The organism is Vitiosangium sp. GDMCC 1.1324 (assembly GCF_003044305.1).
Taxonomy (GTDB): domain Bacteria; phylum Myxococcota; class Myxococcia; order Myxococcales; family Myxococcaceae; genus Archangium.
In genome coordinates this window covers 16,135-31,660 of record NZ_PZOX01000003.1, presented here as the reverse complement: position 1 = coordinate 31,660, position 15,526 = coordinate 16,135, and the positions used below count along the sequence as shown (strand labels likewise).

General features: G+C 66.6%; 17 protein-coding genes. 7 read left to right on the top strand and 10 right to left on the bottom strand.

The window, feature by feature from the left end; all coding sequences use genetic code 11:
- Window positions 1-2 precede the first annotated feature (2 nt).
- Complete coding sequence (locus tag DAT35_RS08740; RefSeq protein ID WP_108066487.1) at window positions 3-1,106, top strand: ornithine cyclodeaminase family protein; 1,104 nt, start codon at window positions 3-5, stop codon at window positions 1,104-1,106.
- Window positions 1,094-1,753, top strand: a complete 660-nt coding sequence (locus DAT35_RS08735) for a hypothetical protein (protein WP_108066486.1) — start codon at window positions 1,094-1,096, stop codon at window positions 1,751-1,753. Before DAT35_RS08740 ends, DAT35_RS08735 begins: the two co-directional genes overlap by 13 nt.
- 4 nt (window positions 1,754-1,757) lie before the next feature.
- Here DAT35_RS08735 and DAT35_RS08730 read toward each other — a convergent pair whose 3' ends face one another.
- Window positions 1,758-3,056, bottom strand: coding sequence for a tuba protein (locus tag DAT35_RS08730; RefSeq protein ID WP_108066485.1), 1,299 nt, complete (start codon window positions 3,054-3,056; stop codon window positions 1,758-1,760).
- A gap of 143 nt (window positions 3,057-3,199) precedes the next feature.
- Window positions 3,200-3,985 (bottom strand): alpha/beta fold hydrolase, encoded by a 786-nt coding sequence (locus DAT35_RS08725; RefSeq protein ID WP_108066484.1) that lies wholly within the window; start codon window positions 3,983-3,985, stop codon window positions 3,200-3,202.
- 172 nt (window positions 3,986-4,157) lie between these two features.
- On the opposite strand from DAT35_RS08725, the gene DAT35_RS58860 reads away from it, so the two are divergent.
- Window positions 4,158-5,348: a hypothetical protein gene (locus tag DAT35_RS58860; RefSeq protein ID WP_158501617.1), complete on the top strand. Its 1,191-nt coding sequence runs from the start codon at window positions 4,158-4,160 to the stop codon at window positions 5,346-5,348.
- On the opposite strand, the gene DAT35_RS08720 is transcribed toward DAT35_RS58860, so the two are convergent.
- The gene (locus tag DAT35_RS08720) at window positions 5,241-6,167 is read right to left on the bottom strand and encodes a DUF2381 family protein (RefSeq protein ID WP_158501616.1); all 927 of its coding nucleotides are present in this window, start codon (window positions 6,165-6,167) and stop codon (window positions 5,241-5,243) included. The two genes, DAT35_RS58860 and DAT35_RS08720, sit on opposite strands and share 108 nt — an antisense overlap.
- 241 nt (window positions 6,168-6,408) lie before the next feature.
- On the opposite strand from DAT35_RS08720, the gene DAT35_RS08715 reads away from it, so the two are divergent.
- Window positions 6,409-7,020 carry a hypothetical protein gene (locus DAT35_RS08715; RefSeq protein ID WP_146209639.1) on the top strand — a complete coding sequence of 204 codons (612 nt, stop codon included), beginning with the start codon at window positions 6,409-6,411 and terminating at the stop codon, window positions 7,018-7,020.
- Between the two features lie 124 nt (window positions 7,021-7,144).
- On the opposite strand, the gene DAT35_RS08710 is transcribed toward DAT35_RS08715, so the two are convergent.
- The gene (locus tag DAT35_RS08710; RefSeq protein ID WP_108066481.1) at window positions 7,145-7,888 is read right to left on the bottom strand and encodes an AAA family ATPase; all 744 of its coding nucleotides are present in this window, start codon (window positions 7,886-7,888) and stop codon (window positions 7,145-7,147) included.
- A gap of 593 nt (window positions 7,889-8,481) precedes the next feature.
- Between DAT35_RS08710 and DAT35_RS08705 the strand changes: the two genes are divergently transcribed.
- On the top strand, window positions 8,482-8,994 hold the full coding sequence (locus DAT35_RS08705; RefSeq protein ID WP_108066480.1) for a hypothetical protein: 513 nt from the start codon (window positions 8,482-8,484) through the stop codon (window positions 8,992-8,994).
- 10 nt (window positions 8,995-9,004) lie between these two features.
- Here the strand turns inward: DAT35_RS08705 and DAT35_RS08700 are convergent, their stop codons facing one another.
- Complete coding sequence (locus DAT35_RS08700; protein WP_108066479.1) at window positions 9,005-10,660, bottom strand: hypothetical protein; 1,656 nt, start codon at window positions 10,658-10,660, stop codon at window positions 9,005-9,007.
- Window positions 10,657-11,478: an ABC transporter ATP-binding protein gene (locus DAT35_RS08695; RefSeq protein WP_108066478.1), complete on the bottom strand. Its 822-nt coding sequence runs from the start codon at window positions 11,476-11,478 to the stop codon at window positions 10,657-10,659. Before DAT35_RS08695 ends, DAT35_RS08700 begins: the two co-directional genes overlap by 4 nt.
- A gap of 101 nt (window positions 11,479-11,579) precedes the next feature.
- Between DAT35_RS08695 and purU the strand changes: the two genes are divergently transcribed.
- The gene (purU, locus tag DAT35_RS08690) at window positions 11,580-12,455 is read left to right on the top strand and encodes a formyltetrahydrofolate deformylase (protein ID WP_199242848.1); all 876 of its coding nucleotides are present in this window, start codon (window positions 11,580-11,582) and stop codon (window positions 12,453-12,455) included.
- A gap of 5 nt (window positions 12,456-12,460) precedes the next feature.
- Here the strand turns inward: purU and DAT35_RS08685 are convergent, their stop codons facing one another.
- The 3 genes from DAT35_RS08685 to DAT35_RS08675 all read right to left on the bottom strand — a co-directional run bounded on the left by DAT35_RS08685 (window position 12,461) and on the right by DAT35_RS08675 (window position 14,125).
- A complete protein-coding gene (locus DAT35_RS08685) occupies window positions 12,461-12,838 on the bottom strand; it encodes a response regulator (RefSeq protein WP_108066476.1) in 378 nt (125 codons plus the stop codon).
- Between the two features lie 97 nt (window positions 12,839-12,935).
- Complete coding sequence (locus DAT35_RS08680; protein WP_108066475.1) at window positions 12,936-13,880, bottom strand: amidohydrolase family protein; 945 nt, start codon at window positions 13,878-13,880, stop codon at window positions 12,936-12,938.
- A gap of 14 nt (window positions 13,881-13,894) precedes the next feature.
- Entirely contained in the window at window positions 13,895-14,125 is a 231-nt protein-coding gene (locus DAT35_RS08675; RefSeq protein ID WP_108066474.1) for a hypothetical protein, read from the bottom strand.
- A 344-nt stretch (window positions 14,126-14,469) separates the two neighbouring features.
- Between DAT35_RS08675 and DAT35_RS08670 the strand changes: the two genes are divergently transcribed.
- Entirely contained in the window at window positions 14,470-14,742 is a 273-nt protein-coding gene (locus DAT35_RS08670; protein WP_108066473.1) for a hypothetical protein, read from the top strand.
- On the opposite strand, the gene DAT35_RS08665 is transcribed toward DAT35_RS08670, so the two are convergent.
- Window positions 14,743-15,525, bottom strand: a complete 783-nt coding sequence (locus tag DAT35_RS08665; RefSeq protein WP_108066472.1) for a TatD family hydrolase — start codon at window positions 15,523-15,525, stop codon at window positions 14,743-14,745.
- Window position 15,526 lies beyond the last annotated feature (1 nt).

Here is a 15,526-nt window from a genome sequence, read left to right as displayed (position 1 = left end):
CCATGTTGAACACAAGGGTGCTGGGGGAACAGGAGATGCGGCGGCTCGTGGCCTCCGTGGGCTTGCATGTCCTGCTGGACGAGACGATCGCCGCGCTGGAGCGCACCCTGGCGCGCTTCGACCCCTCGCACACGGAGCTGCGCAAGCGCGATGGCTTCCAGTACCAGCATCCGCATCCGGGCGTGCTCGAGTGGATGCCGGTGATGGAGGTGGGCCGCCAGGCGGTGGTCAAACTGGTGGGCTACAACCCGGCCAATGTGGAGGGCGTGGGCCTGCCCACCATCCTCTCCACCATCAGCCTGTATGACGTGACCACGGGGCATCTGCGTGCCCTGTGCGATGGCACCTTTCCCACGGCCCTGCGCACGGGCGCGGCCTCCGCCGTGGCGAGCCGCATCCTGGCCCGTCCGGACAGCCGGGTGCTGGGGTTGGTGGGGTGCGGCGCCCAGGCCGTGACCCAGACCCACGCGCTCTCCCGCCTCTTTTCCCTCGAGCGCGTGGTGGTCTACGACCGGCGCCCCGAGACGGCACATGACTTTGCCCGGCGCGTGGACTTCCTCGGCCTGCCGGTGGAAGCCGTCCCGCTGGAGCAGGTGGAGCGCGAGGCGGACATCCTCTGCACCGCCACCTCCGTGGAGGTGGGCGCGGGACCGGTCATCTCCGGCACGCACCTCAAGCCCCACGTCCACATCAACGCCGTGGGCTCGGACCTGCCGGGCAAGACGGAGCTGCCCCGGGACTTCCTGCTCCGCGCCCTCGTCTGCCCGGACTACCTGCCCCAGGCCCTGGTGGAGGGCGAGTGCCAGCAATTGCAGCCCGGGGACATCGGCCCCTCCCTCTTCGACCTGGCCCGCACCCCGGAGCTGGGACGGCGGCACCAGGGGCGCCCCACGGTGTTCGACTCCACCGGCTTCGCCCTGGAGGACCAGGTCGTGCTCGAGGTGCTGCTGACGCACGCGCAGAACCTGGGCATCGGCCGGATGTTGCAGTTGGAGTCCCTGGCGGATGATCCCCGGGATCCCTACAGCTTCCTGCGCGCGCAGGGCGTGCTCCCGGAAGCCGCTCGAACCGACTACCGCGCACAGGTAACCGCATGCGAATCGTGACCGACGCGTTCCTCCCCAAGCGCCAGACAGACACAGTGGCCCGCGAGCGCTCCCTCTCGGACGAGGCCCGCAACAAGTTATGGCTGGTCCTGGGCCTGCAAGGCTTCCTGGCCGCGGCCTACATCGAATACTTCACCGGCCTGGTGGGCCTTCCCCGGGGCGAATGGTATTGGAACCTCTACGACCGGCTGCGCGATCGCAACGAGCAACCGGACCTGGGCGAGCGTTTCAAACGTCTGGAGCATCTGCCCGAGGGCACCTTCGGGCGCGAGTTCTGGAACTACTGTCAGTCCCGGGGCATCTCCATGCCGGGCCACCCTCGGGCCCTGCCGGTGCACTCCACGGTGCACGACTTCGTTCACATGCTGTCTGGCTACGACATCAGCATCTGGGGCGAGATGCTGACCACCACGTTCAGCCTCGGCTTCATGTTCAGTCCCCATGCACGCAACTACGACCCCTCGCGGCACAAGAGCGTCGTCCCCGTGCGCCTGCTGGTCCAGCTCATCCCCATTGCGCGCCTTCAGCGGGCCCTGGAGCGGGGCAGCGTCATGAAGGTGGATCTCTTCGGCGATTGGGATCCCTGGAAGGTCATGGAGCTGCCGCTCGAGGACGTGCGGCGGTTGTACAACATCCATCCCGAGTGAGGCGCTAACGCGCCGTCTCCGCGAGCACCTCGCAGGTGCGCGAGGCGATGCGCTCGGCCAGCTCCGGGCGCATCAGGGGTGGGTTGTAGAGGAAGCTGATGTCCAGGTGCTGGGCGAAGGTGACCGCCGCCAGGACGATGTCGAAATGAGACGCCACCGAGCCCGAGAAGATGACGCCCTCGAGCTTCAGGTCGCCATAGCGGTCGTCCAGGTTCAGCCGGCCCAGGTTGCTCAATCCGAGCATGGAATCCAGTCCGAGCCGGGTGCAGCGCTGCATCCATGGCTGGGCCGCCAGATCCACCGTGCGCGAGGACATCTCGATCGCCGAGCGGAACAAGCGCAGGTGACTGGCTTTCTGGCGCGCGGCGACGAGGGGGGCACGGAGCCGGCGTGACAGGCCCCAGATGTCCTCTCGTCTCCGCACGCGCATCAGATGCGTCTTGCCGGTGGTGAACAGGCCGAAGTCCTCGCCCACGCCGAAGCGCTCCCGGGCATCCAGGGCGGAGGTGAGGGTGACGACCGAGGCCTTGTTCGCGGACAGGGACTCGGCGCGCGCCAACAGCAGCGCGGCGCCCAGCAGCCCGTGCAGGGAGGATTTCTGCTCGCGGCAGAGATGCAACAGCCGCTCCGTCTGGTCGGGGGTCAGACGGCGGTGGGCGAAGCCCGAGCGGACCTTCTCGGCGGGGGTCTCCAGGGAAGAATGGGAGTCGAGCCGGGCCGAGAGCCGGTTGAGCGCTGGTGACACTCGCAGGAGCGTGGACGAGCTCCGGGAGACCACCGCATTGAGCAACCGGGTCCCCATGAGAGGGGGACCAATCAAATCCTCGTAGGCCGGCCGCGCCTGGAGCGCCGTCGGACGCTCGCCTCCCGGCACCATGGCACGCAGGAGATCCCTCAGGACGAAGCAGCCCGACAAGGCATCACCAATCAGATGGTCATATCCGCAGATCAGCTCCGAATGGGAATCACCCCGGACGAGAACGAATCGCGCGAGGGGCCCGCGAGAGGCGTCGAAGGGGAGGTTGATCTGCTGGTCCACCTGCTCGCGCCAGGAATCCTCGCGCTCGCGAGGTACCACCTGGAGCGGAAGCTCGGGGACGGAGGCACGTGAGAAGCGAGGAGGAGATTCATCGAGAATGTTGGCCTGGAGGAGGGGGTGTCTGCGCTGCAACGCGGGAAGCGCCTCGCGAACCTGGGCCTCGGTCACCTGACCCGAAACCCTGGCGGTGAGGGCAACGTTGAAGGGGCGCAGCCGCCGCACCTTGTAGAAGACTTGCTCCGTCGGTCCGAGAACCCGTTCCATGCATATGGGTTTAACAGACTTCACCGGAAGCGTATATCCGAATGGCTTTGATTCGAGCCAAGACGGCACGAGTTGCCCCGAGCCGTTTGCAAGGCTTTATCTGAAAGGTGTCGGCCACAATACAAGAACAGGTCGGCCCCCCTCTATCCGAGGGTGCGCAGGAACTCCACGAGCGGAGGGTTGACGACCTCGGGATGTGTGAGGTTGGCCGCGTGGGCGGCGCCAGGGACGGAGACGAAGCGCTGGCTGCCGGGGAGGGTTTTGTGGAGGAACTCGCCCTCGGAGTGGGGAATGCCGGTGTCGTCGGTGCCGTGGAACACGATGGCCGGACAGCGGATGTCGCCCAACCGGTTCCGGATGTCATCGCGGTCGATGAGGTTGTTCATGGCGGCGACGAAGTGGTCCTTGGGCGTCTGGCGCCAGCGCTCGAGCCAGGGCGAGTAGAAGCGCGGATCGCCGATGATGCCGCCGGCGAGGCTCTGGAGGATGTTCTCGGTGGCGCCCGGGGTGCCATACAGGTCGCGCACCTGGCGGTAGCCGGCGCGGACCTCGTCCTCGTCGATGGTGCCGCGGGTGCTCATGAGGACGAGGGCGCGAACGCGCTCGGGGTAGCGGATGGCGATGCGGAGGGCGCAGTAGCCGCCCTGGGACATGCCACCGACGATGGCTTTCTGGATGCCGAGGCGGTCGAGCAGGGCGATGCAATCGGCGGCCGAGTCATAGAGGTTGAAGGGCTTGCCGTCCCAGCGGGTGCGGCCGAGGCCGCGAGCGTCCCAGCGGATGACGCGGAACTCGGGGGCGAGCACCTGCACCTGCGCGTCGAACATGCGGCCGTCCATGAGGAAGCCATGACCGAGGATGACGGCGGGACCGGAGCCGCCGGAGTCCTCGAAATAGAGACCTTGATGGTTGAGTTCGGCGATGGGCATGGGGGGGATTTCTAGCACGGGGGGCGGCCCGGGCAGGCTCCGGGTGACGGCCCTGGGAGTCGGCCGGCGAGGAGACATCCGAGAGCAGGTCTCGACAGGAGAGCGACGAGGTGGGTTATGCTGCGCGAGGGAACCTCGGGAGTAATATCTGCCGGAAGGGAGGTTGGGCTTGATGGCCGCGCGTCTCCGGATGGGAGTGCTGTTGATGTTGGGAGGGGTGCTCATGGGCGTAGGCCTCGAGCGGTTCCTTCGAGAGGATGACAGGCCCGAACGGGGGCGCCCGGTAGGATGGCCTCGGGAAGAGGTGGACGCACCGGAGGCCCTGGATGAAGGCTGGGCGGAGGAAGCGGAGGTCGCGGGCGACGCAGCGCGGACCTGGGAGGGCGTGAGCTGGGATGATGAGGATGAGGTTCTCTGGAAGGAGGGCAGCCTGGTGTGGGGCCCGAAGCTGAGGCTGTGGGGTCCATGGAGGGACGGACGGCGGTCGTTCGCGGGGGGCGTGAAGTTCCTGGAGGAAATGCCCCATGGGCTCTACGAGCCGGGCATCTTTTGGCTCTGGATGGACCTCCACAAGCAGTCACACATGGGGAGGGGAGATGCCTGGGCCATCCTGGAAAGACCCAGGATGCTCAAGGACCGACTGAAGTTCGAGAACAACTACTTCAATCGCCCGGAGATCGACCTCTACGGGCCTCGGGACGAGGAGAAAGGAAACAAGCCCGTGTCGTTCAAGAGCAGTAATCCGCCGACGGCGGAGGTGAGTGTGAAGATGAAGCTGCTGACGCTGTGCATCGGCCTGTCGGCGAGCGCATGCGCTGCGGTGCAGGTGCGTCAGGTGGATACGGAGTGGCTGGAGGACTGCCCGAAGGAAGCGCGGGTGGCCATCGAGGCGCTGGGGCTGGGCACGGGCGAGCCATATGACGTGGAGGTGCAATTGGAGCCGGGGAGGCGCAACGAGACTCCGGCCTTCATGAAGGAGGGGCCTTTGGTTGCACACTGGGAGGGACTGCACCTGGGACCCGACTTTTCCCGCTCCGATGTGGGACGCCGCATGAAGGGGTCGAAGCTGTACGGTCGTGGGAAGGTGTACGGCAACCGCATGTCGATTCACTTCAATCGTCTGGTGTTGGCGGATGGCCGCGAGCTGCCTGTCTGTGCCGTCGGTTATGACGTGTGGGGAAAGGAACCGGGCCTGGAGCGATGGGGGCCCGGCTCACACAAGGGCGTTGGCGTTCTCAATGATGATCCGCGGCGCCTAGCGGCGCTCCAGGACTTGCGTCCGGGAGAGTTTCCCACTCCGGGTCCCACCATCTGGATCAGCTTTGGCTCCCTCTTCAAGCGTGAATGGCTCACTCGGCGTTGAGGCCTGTGGTGCGGGCCATGGCACCACGTTCTCGGCGATGAGCTGGCGCAGCCCGCCCTTTTCCGTCACTGTCAGTGAGTAGGCGGTGCCGTCGGCTTCTCCCGGAGGGCGGCTGACGACGAGCTGGATGTTGCCCTCTGCGTCGGGTCGTGCGCCGAGTACCTTCAGGCGCCTGGCTGCATTTGCCAGGTGAGCGCGATCGAATAGGAAGGGCGTTCCGCTCGATTCGATACTCAAGCTGACGACGGACAGCCGAGACATGGGGAGCGCCCCCCATACCCTCATCTTCACATCATCGACTTGCGCCCATGCATAGAGCTGCCGGAACGACAGCTGGCGGATGGTGCGCACGGGCTCGCGGAGCAACAGCTCCGCTGCGGCCGCGTCGAGGTCCCCTGTTTCCGATGTGACGCATTGGCCACGTTGGACGCGCACCACCACGTCCAGCTCGTCGGGGTCCACGACGAGAGTAAAGACGTGTCGCACGCCATCCTCGGCCGTGACTTCGAGCGTGGGTCTCTGCCAGGAGGGCAGGTTCTTCGCGGGGCGGACGACGACGGCATCCTCACCGAGCCGCTGGGCGGCGATGTGTTCCGCTCCGGGTCCGGAGATCGTGACGGAACGAACGAGCAACTCGAACTGGAGCGTCGTTACCATCAGCTTGCGGACGTAGATGGGGGGCGCGGGAGCATCGTCCTCGGGTGGAGCCGGAACGGTGAGCGTGCGCGTCAGCTCGGATGCGGGAATCTGGGCCGAGGCACTCCTGGCCAGCATGTTGAGCACGAGGATGGTGGCCCAGATGGGGGTGGATGTTCGCATGACTCCTCCCGTAGGAATCGCCACCTTACGGCAGAGGTCATGCCCTCCGTCAACGGGAACGCTCGACGTACGTGCGAGGCCGGACGAGACGGCAGGACGTCGGGCGCCTTCCTGGGCGGAGCGCCGCGCCATGAGGAGATGACATGCGGGGATGGGTCCGTACACAAAACCGGGGAAGTGGGTTATCGTCCGTGAGGTGACCGCTGGAGGCGGGTTACGAGAAAGGACGCTTGAGAACGCTATGGATAGGCGAGACCGGAAATGGCTGGGGGCGTTGGGCGGGATGCTCGTGGTCGTGAGCCTGGGCGGGTGGAGCTTGTGGAAGTGGGGCCGTCCGACACTGGAGACGGGTCGGCCCGGAGAGTTCAGGTGGGCAGCGGTGGGCGCCCGGGATGGGGAACCGGCGGCCGGGGATGAGGAGGGCGCCGTGGACGCGGAACTGGGCTGGGACGAGGATCTCGGGAAGGAGGGGTATCTGCTGTGGCGGCCGAAGCTGGCACTCCAGGGCCCGTGGACGGATGCTGCGCGAGCCCTCACAGGAGGGGTGAAGCTGCTGGAGGAGCTTCCCCACGGACTCTGTCATCCGCGCGTCCAGGAGCTTCTCGTGGAGCTCTTCACGGATGAGTCCCACATGGTCAAGGCAACGGCTCGAGTCATCGCGGACAATCCCGCCAAGGCGCTCGAAGTGCTCCTGCCCCGATTCAAGAGCGCCTACTTCAAGACCCTGGAGATCGACCTCTACGCGCCCCGGGACGAGAAGAAGGGGGGCAAGAGTGGAGCGTCCAGGAGAGCCCCTCCGCTGGAGGGGGCGGAGGCGGGAGGCTATCGAAGAGGTGAGACCGGGCAGGGGTGAGAGCGCCGCCTTGAGGCGGAGGCCATGCCCGCCGTCCAGTGGGGGCCCGGGCTCGAGACCGACCTGGGCCCAGTGGGAGGATGATCAGCTCGCCATGGATTGGGGCGGCACAATCCATTTCGCCTCAATCTTCGTCGTCATCGCTCATCAGATCGCGCAGGTAACGCTCGCGATGGAGCAGGAAATCGCGGGTGAGGCGGTAGTGCTCGGTGTCTTCGTAGGCGATGGGGGCCAGACCCTGTTTGGACAACCAGTAGATGCGTGCGTCCGGGTAGGCGAGCAGGATGGGCGAGTGCGTGGCGATGATGAGTTGCGAGGACTTGCGGCGCGCCAGGTCATCGATGTGCCGCAACAGGGTGAGTTGGTGCTGGGGTGAAAGGGCGGCCTCGGGCTCGTCGAGGATGTAGAGACCATTGGCCCAGAAGCGGTTGCGCACGAGCATCAGGAAGGACTCGCCGTGCGACTGGTCGTGCGGGGATACGCCTCCGTATGCGTCCTGGAGAATGTCGGGCATCTGCTCCAGGACGGTGCCCACGTTGAAGTAGCTCTCCGCGCGCAGGAAGAATCCGGTGCGATGGCGGCGATAGCCGCGGACGAGCCGGAGGAAGCGGTGCAACTCGGACTCGGAGTTGCGGGTGGCGAAGTTGAAGCTTCGCGTGCCTCCTTCGGGGTTGAATCCCGCGGCCACGGCGATGGCCTCGAGCAACGTGGATTTTCCGCTGCCATTCTCCCCCGCGAAGAAGGTGACGCGTGGGTGCAGTTCCAGGGTGTCCAGGTCGCGCACCACGGGCAGGTTGAACGGATAGTGATTGAAGTCCGGTACCTGCTCGCGCAGGAGGGTCACGGTGCGGATGAAGGTCGGGTCCATGTCAGTTGCCGTATCGTGAGCACCCTATCTGGTCGGAACACATCGAGTACATGCAACAGCGCTCGGTTCAGGTCGGGCGGGACCGGCAGAGTTGGTTGACGCGCCAGACGCACGGCTGTAGAGTTGTAAACCGTGAAAAACCAGATTTCGAGCCTGATGCTCGTCGTCTTGTGCTCGTGTGTTGGTGGGTCATTCCCAGTGGTGCAGGGTACTGTGCCCCATGGGGGACGATTCGCACAGAGCCTGGACTCCGCTTCGAGCGCCTGCCGGCAGAACCCGGCGTATTGCACTGCTATGGCTGGGGAAGAGACGATTGTACCCATTCCCGTCAGTACGACCTCGACGCCTGTACCTCCGCAGACATCAGCCCCAGCAAAGGACAAGGCCCCGGAAGGTTCGAAGGACAAGACGGCGGAGCTGACATGGCAGGAGTTCAAGAAGATTTGCGACGAGAAGTACACGAATTGCTTGGATACTGCAGTGGAAGGTATTGACGGCCCCTTGTATAAACACAGTCAGTGTGTTGGCTGTAGAGATGTATGCATGCAGAACAAGGGAGTCTGGCCCCCCAAAGCCAATGGAAAGCCCTGTCCATGAGCCAGGAGCACGACGAAGAGGCATTCCATCGGCGGTGGAAGGAAGGGGCAAGGGCCATCGCTCAGCTCTACGTATCGCTGCGAGATGCCCCGTTCGAGCAATATGAACGTGAGTTCCTGTCACTCCAGCGACGATTGCTCGCCCAGGACAAGACGGACTGGGAGCGGCGGGAGACGCGCCGCCGTATCGCCGAAGAGATTTTTTTGGGCGCATGGGGAGCGAACTCGCCCTGGAAGGACTTCGGCCGCGCGCTTCGTCGTATCCAGAGACTCGGCTATACGAATGTCGAGCGGCGAGTCCATGTGGCCATCCTCTTCGCTCGATGGGCGAAATTCCACCCGGAGCACCTGCCTGTGGCGCGGCGCATGCTGGATCTGGCCGAGCGCCATTTTCAATCCGTCTCGCCAGAGCACACTCAATACGAAGACATGAAAGGAAGTCTGGAGTTGATCCGGCAAGAGAAGGAGTTCAGCCCGGAGAGCTCCTCCACTCCGGGGCAAGGGCCTTGAATGCCAGGGCTCACTCCCGCGTGACTGCCCGTAGGACAATCTCCCTCCGCTGGTCGAGCAGCCGCAGGGCCAGAGGCAGCAGCGCGCGGTACAGGACCACATTGAGCGCCGCGCACAGGGCGATCATCACGAGCGTCTGCCCTTCGGGCCCGTTCTTCCCGGCGAACCGCAAGGCCCACGCGAAGGGGGCGCACCCCACGCTCGCCGCGACGATGCCGAGCATGGACGCGGTGAGGGGCAGCTTGTCCCGGCGCTTGAGGCTCGCGTGGAACTTCACCGGGAAGTACAGGGACAGGAAGTTGCCCGCCGCGAGCAGCACGGGAATGACGGCCGCCACGGCCGCCATGGCACACAGGAAGTCCAGCGCCGAGCCCCTGCCGAAGTACACCCGGTAGAAGAGTCCTATCAGCAAGGCCATGCCGCTCGCCGCCACGCCCTGCACCACGTTCTTGGCCCGCAGCACGTCGCCCAACTCCACGGGCGCGGCGATGAGCAGGGCCAGTCCGTGCCCGTCATAGGCGAACGTGTTCTGCGAGAACGTGGAGGCCATCACCACCGCGCCGTAGATGCACAGGCCGCCCATCAACCACGCATCGGCGCTCGCGCCCAGCAGGTACTCGAAGAGCGAGCGTCCCGAGGTCAGCTTCAGCAGGATGGCCAGCACGAAGGGCACGGACGCGAGCAGGCGGGCGCGTGGGTTGCGCCACAGGTCCAGCGCCTCGCGCACGAGCATCGTGGTGTACCGGGTGCGCGTCCGGGCGAACGGGTCGCTGTCTCCGGACTCCTTCACCGAGGGGCCCGCGCGGCCCACGTTGCGGTGGAAGCGCAACAGCAGCGCATAGGCGATCCCCAGCCCCATCAGCGTGAAGAAGAGCATGCCCACGCCATTGATCAGGGCATTGCGCCGGTAGCCGTAGGTGAGCTCCAGCAGCGCGTCTCCGAAGAGGCCCGGAGGCACCCGCCCGAGCGCGATCGTCGCATCGACGATGAGCGTCATGTCCAGCTTGTCCACGCCTCCCTCTCCCACGGCGGTGAGCCACGAGGTGTCGATGGGAGGAATGAAGGACGCGCCCACCAGGAAGAGCACGAAGCCGCCGCCGATGATCTCCGCGCTGCGCTTCTCACGCAGCACGTTGAGCACCAGGTGCAGGCCCACCCGGCTCCAGGCCGCGTTGAGCAGCGCGAACAGCACGTAGAGCAGCACCGCGAACCACCGCACGCGGAGCGGGTGCACCGAGGCGAAGCCGAGCGCCGCTCCCGTCAGCGGTGCGTAGAAGACGAGCGCGCGAGGCTCAAAGAGGCTCGCCACGGTAGAGGCGATGAGCAGCCGGAAGGGGGAGATGGGGAAGGGCGCGTAGCGGCTCAGCTCCGAGTGGTCGTCCACGCCCGCGTTCATCAGCGGCCAGGCCACCCACCCGGCCGAGGTGACGAAGCACAGCAGGTTGAGGATGAAGAAGGGCCAGACGTCGCTCTCGGCGATGGGTCGCAGGCGCATCAGCCCGTAGAACGTCACGCCCAGGCCCCAGGCCGGAGCGCTCGACAGGAGGAAGGCGCCCACCGCCAGGAGCCGGTTCTTCCCCGACCCGTGGTTGAGCCCGATGCTCAGGCGCAGGCCCCACAACAGCCACAGGTGCCGGAAGAAGCCCGGCGCGGCTGGCCGGTTCACGCGGACCCCCGGCGCAGCGACACCACCTCGGCGGGCGGCGCGTCCCCGTAAAAGGACAGCTTCGCGTTGCGCGCGGCTGGTACGGAGATGAGCTTCTCGAAGACGGCCTCCAGTGAGGGAGCGTCGTAGCGCTCCATCAACTGCCGCACCGTCCCCTGGTCCAGCATCCTCCCGCCACGGATGACGCCCGCGTGCGTGGCCAGCCGCTCGGCGATCTCCAGCACGTGCGTGGTGAGCAGCAGCGTCACCCCGCGCCGGCTCAGCTCGCGCAGCAACTCGCGGATGACGCCCGCCGCCAGCACGTCGATGCCCTCGAAGGGCTCGTCCAGCAGCACGAGCTCCGGCGCGTGGATGAGCGCGGCGGCAATTGCGAGGCGGCGCCGCATGCCCTTGGAGTACTCGGCCACCAGCGCGCCGGCCTTGTAGGTCAGCTCGGTGAGCTCGAGCAGCTCCGTCGCCCGTGCCGCCGCCTCGTCCCCGGACAGCCCGTACATCCGTCCGCAGAAGGTGAGGTACTGCCGCCCGGTGAGCCGCTCGAAGAGGCTCAGCTCCTCGGGCACCACGCCGATGTGGCGCTTGACCTCCAGGGGCCTGGCCACCGCGTCCACACCCAGCAACGAGATGCGTCCGGCGTCTGGCGCGTACACGCCGGTGAGCAGCGCGATGGTGGTGGACTTGCCCGCACCGTTGGGGCCGAGGAAGGCGTAGAAGGCGCCCCGGGGGATGGACAGCTCCATGCCGTTGAGCGCGGTGAAGTCGCCAAAACGCTTCACGAGCCCGTGGGCGTCGACGGCCAGGTCAGTGGGTGGGGGGGACATGTGCGGGCTGGATCTCAGCCGACTCGGCCACCCTCCGGCAATCCCCCTGATAGCCGAGGGGTTGTCTCCGGCGCGCCCGCCCCTGGCGTAGGATGGCCCCCATGGAATCCCCCTCCCAGACGAACGCGGATCGCGCCCGGCTCCTCATCACCTGCGCGGACCGGCCCGGTGTCGTGGCGGCCGTGTCCCAGCTCCTCTATGAGCAGGGGGCCAACGTGGTCGACTCGGATCAGCACACCGAGCCCGATGATCTGCGCTTCTTCATGCGGCTGGAGTTCGATCTCCCGGGCCTGAGCGAGCGCCTCCCCGCGCTGGAGCAGGCCTTCCGTCCGGTGGCCGAGCGCTTCGGGATGCAGTGGCAGCTCACCCCCGCCGCACGCGTCAAGCGCATGGCCGTTTTCGTGTCCAAGCAGGACCACTGTCTGCAAGAGCTGCTGTGGCTGTGGAAGAAGGGCGAGCTGGCCGCGCACATCCCCCTGGTGGTGAGCAATCACCCGGATGCGCGCGAGGTGGTGGCTCCCTTCGGCGTTCCCTACCACCACGTCCCCGTCACGGCGGCGACCAAGGCCGAGGCCGAGGCGACCGTGCTCGAGCTCATGAAAGCCCACCAGGTGGACCTCATCGTCCTCGCCCGCTACATGCAGATATTGAGTGCGGACTTCATCGAGCGCTTCGGCCGGCCGGTCATCAACATCCACCACAGCTTCCTGCCGGCCTTCGTGGGCGCCAACCCCTACGCCCAGGCGCATGCCCGAGGGGTGAAGCTCATCGGCGCCACGGCTCACTACGTGACGGCCGAGCTCGACGCCGGGCCGATCATCGACCAGGACGTCCATCGGGTGGGGCATCGGGATGCGGTGGCGGATTTGGTCCGCATCGGGCGCCGGGTGGAGCGCACTGTGTTGGCGCGCGCGGTGGCCTGGCACCTGGAGGACCGGGTCCTGTTGCACGGAAACAAGACCGTCGTCTTCGCGTGAGAGGTTCAGTGCACCATGGCCACCTCCGGCGGGCCGATGATGCGCTGTACGGTCATCCTGACCTTGTCCAGGTCCACCGGCTTGGAGATGTAGCCGGCGGCGCCGACCAGCTCGGCCTCCCACTCGAAGCCGTAGCCGGAGATGATGATGATGGGCAGCCCGCGCGCCCGCGGCATCTTCTTGAGCGCATCCAGCAGCCCCCAGCCGCTCATCACTGGCATGCGCAGGTCCAACAGCACCGCCTGGGGAATGTCTCCCTCCAGGATGTCGAGGGCCTCTCGGCCGTTGGCGGCCTGCTCGGTGCGGTAGCCCATCTCCTCTAGGGCATCGCAGATGAGCGTGCGGTGGCTCGCGTCGTCATCGACGACCAGGATGTAGGACATGGCGGGGCCTCGAAAGCGTCTTCCGGTGGGGAAGGCAGATTCTATGGGGGGCAAGATGGGAACGGCCTCTCCGTTCCGGAAGGGGTCTGCCAGCTTTTCAACACCCGTCGAATAGTCCCAGGGCGTTCTGGCCCAGGATGCCTGCCTCCACCTCGTCCCCGAGCTTCAGGGCCAACAGCTGCTTGAGCTCGCGGTCCCAGGCGTAGGGCAGGTTGGGAAAGTCCGTGCCGTAGAGGATTCGCTCGGGGCGCACGTGCAGCAGGCGGAGGGGGAGGGGAATGGGGAAGTAGCCGGCCACCGCCATGGTGGTGTCCAGCCAGAGGTTGTCGTAGCGCTCCAGCAGCCGCTCGTAGGCGTCGAACTCGTCCGCTCCCAGGTGGGGAATGCACAGCTTCAGGGTGGGATGGTCCTTGAGCACCCGCTCCACGCGCTCGGCCGAGCAGAGGGCATGCACGTCGCACTTGTACTGGGGGCTGGCGGGCTCGCGGCCCGCGTGCATCACCAACGGCCGCCCGGCCCGGGCACAGGCGGCGTACACCTCGTGCAGCGCGGGGGCGTCCGGGGCGAAGCATTGCACGTGGCAGTGCAGCTTCACGCCCTTGAGTCCCGCGGCGAAGGCCTCGGCCAGTATCTCCGCCGCGCCCTCTTCGCCCGGCAGCACGGTGGCCAGCCCCAGCACGCGCGGCTCGGCCCGGGCCACCTCGGCGACGTAGGCGTTGAGGAAGCGCGCCATCCCCGGCTTGTGCGCGTAGTGCAGCGCCACCACGCGGTGCACGCCTCGCGACAGCAGGAAGGACACCACCTGCGGGGTGTGCAGCTTGTAGCGGATGGGCCAGCCGTACTGATCGAACCAGCGCCACACCGCCTCGAAGACGCCGTCCGGGAAGAGGTGCACGTGGGCATCCACCACGGGTGGCAGCCCCTCGGGCAGGCGCGGCCCTTCCTCGTCATTCAGTGCTGGTAGGGGGAGCGTGGAGCTTCCAGGCGCCAGCCAGCCAGCAGCGGCGCCCAGGCAGACGGGTGAATCGTCGGGATGAGCCATGCGGAAGCGGAGGTCTACTCCTTCTTCCGCTCCACGTCGCCCGGCGGGTTGTCCAGCCGCCGCAGGTAGGTGTTGTGCGAGTAGCCGGCCCGCTCCAGCCGCTGGGTCTCGATGAGGTCCGCGACCTTGGTGCACACCTGGCTCAGCATGCGCAGGGACTCGGCCAGCACCTTCTCGGCCTGGTCCTGCACGTCCGCGCGCTTGATGACGGTCCGATCGCGTCGAAACAACAGAGGCAACTTCATCCCCGTCAATCTAAGGGATGGCGCGGCCTCGTGCTACCGGCTCGTGCTCCCCGAGCGGGCGCCTGCCCGATGTGTCAGGTCCGCACGCCCGGGACGATGACGCAGCCGGTTGACGCGCGGGGACGCGAAATCAACAAGTTAACAGTTCAGCAAATTTACAGGACGAACCCCGCTCGGCTGGGGTGATGGGCCGCTCCGAGGGGAAGCGTCCGGTAAACGACCAATATCAGGGCGCTTTCACGAATTTTCAGCTGGGGGGGTGACGCGCGGAAAATTTGTGCTTAGAGTGCGTCCATTCACTTCCCGACTTCGCTGTATCAAATGTCGAAAGGGGGACTGCGCATATGGCTTACGACGGCGAGCTGGTGAAAATGGCGAATGGCCGCTGGGCGCGGTTCCAGCGCTGCCAGGTGTACCGCCCGGGCGTCCAGGACGCGGGCGAGACGATGATGTTGATCGCAGTAGAGCTGGATGAGCGCTACCAGTTGTTGCTGAACGAGGTGGCGGACTCGCTGGCGCAGTACCGGCACCGGGGCATTCCGGTGCAGGCGAAGCTGGACGATGGGGCGCAGCGGCTGACGCTGCATCCCGAGTCGGAGTCCAGCGCGCTTCACTAGTCAGCGGGGCCGGTAGAAGCGCGCGGCGTTCTCATAAGCCACGCGCTTCACCACTCGCTCGGAGAGCTTTGCCTTGGCCATCAGGTTGGCCACGCGCGCGAGCCCCAGGATGTCACCGGCGCCATCGCCGGCATCCGAGTTGAGCACCAGCCGTTCACTGCCGAGCCGACGAACCAGAGCCACAGCGCGTTCGGCCCGCAGCGCTTCGGGGTGCAGGGTCAATCCCGCCCAGTGTCCACAGCCGAGGATGTTGCGCACGGTGCGCCCGTTGGCGTGGTCCACGAGCACGCGCGAGGGATGCACGCCGGACTCGCGGATGAGGTTGAGGATGCGCCGGGTGTGGCGCTCCTTGTCCTGCACGGGGGTGTGCACCACCACCTTCAGCTTGAGCTGGCGCGCGAGCGCGAGCTGCTCGAGGAAGGCCTCCTCCTCCTCGATGCCGCCCGCGTGCAGCCCCGTCTCGCCCAGGGCCACCACGCGTCCGCCCTGGAAGTAGTCGGGGAGGCTCGCGAGCACCTCGGACAGGCCGCGGCGGGGGATGCAGCGCGGGTGCACTCCCAGGGCGGCCCAGGCGCGGATGCCCAGCTTCTCCAGGCGCGGCAGCTGCCGGTACACCAGGTCGTCGAAGTGCTTGCGCAGCGCCTTGGGCGTGGGCTCGGGGAGGTGGTGGGCCACCACCAGCGCGCGCTCCACGCCGAAGAAGCGCATGGACTCGAGGTCCTGGTCGCTGAGCGCCTCCGGGTGGAGGTGCGCGTCGAAGAGATGGAGGAGCTTCTCGGGCACG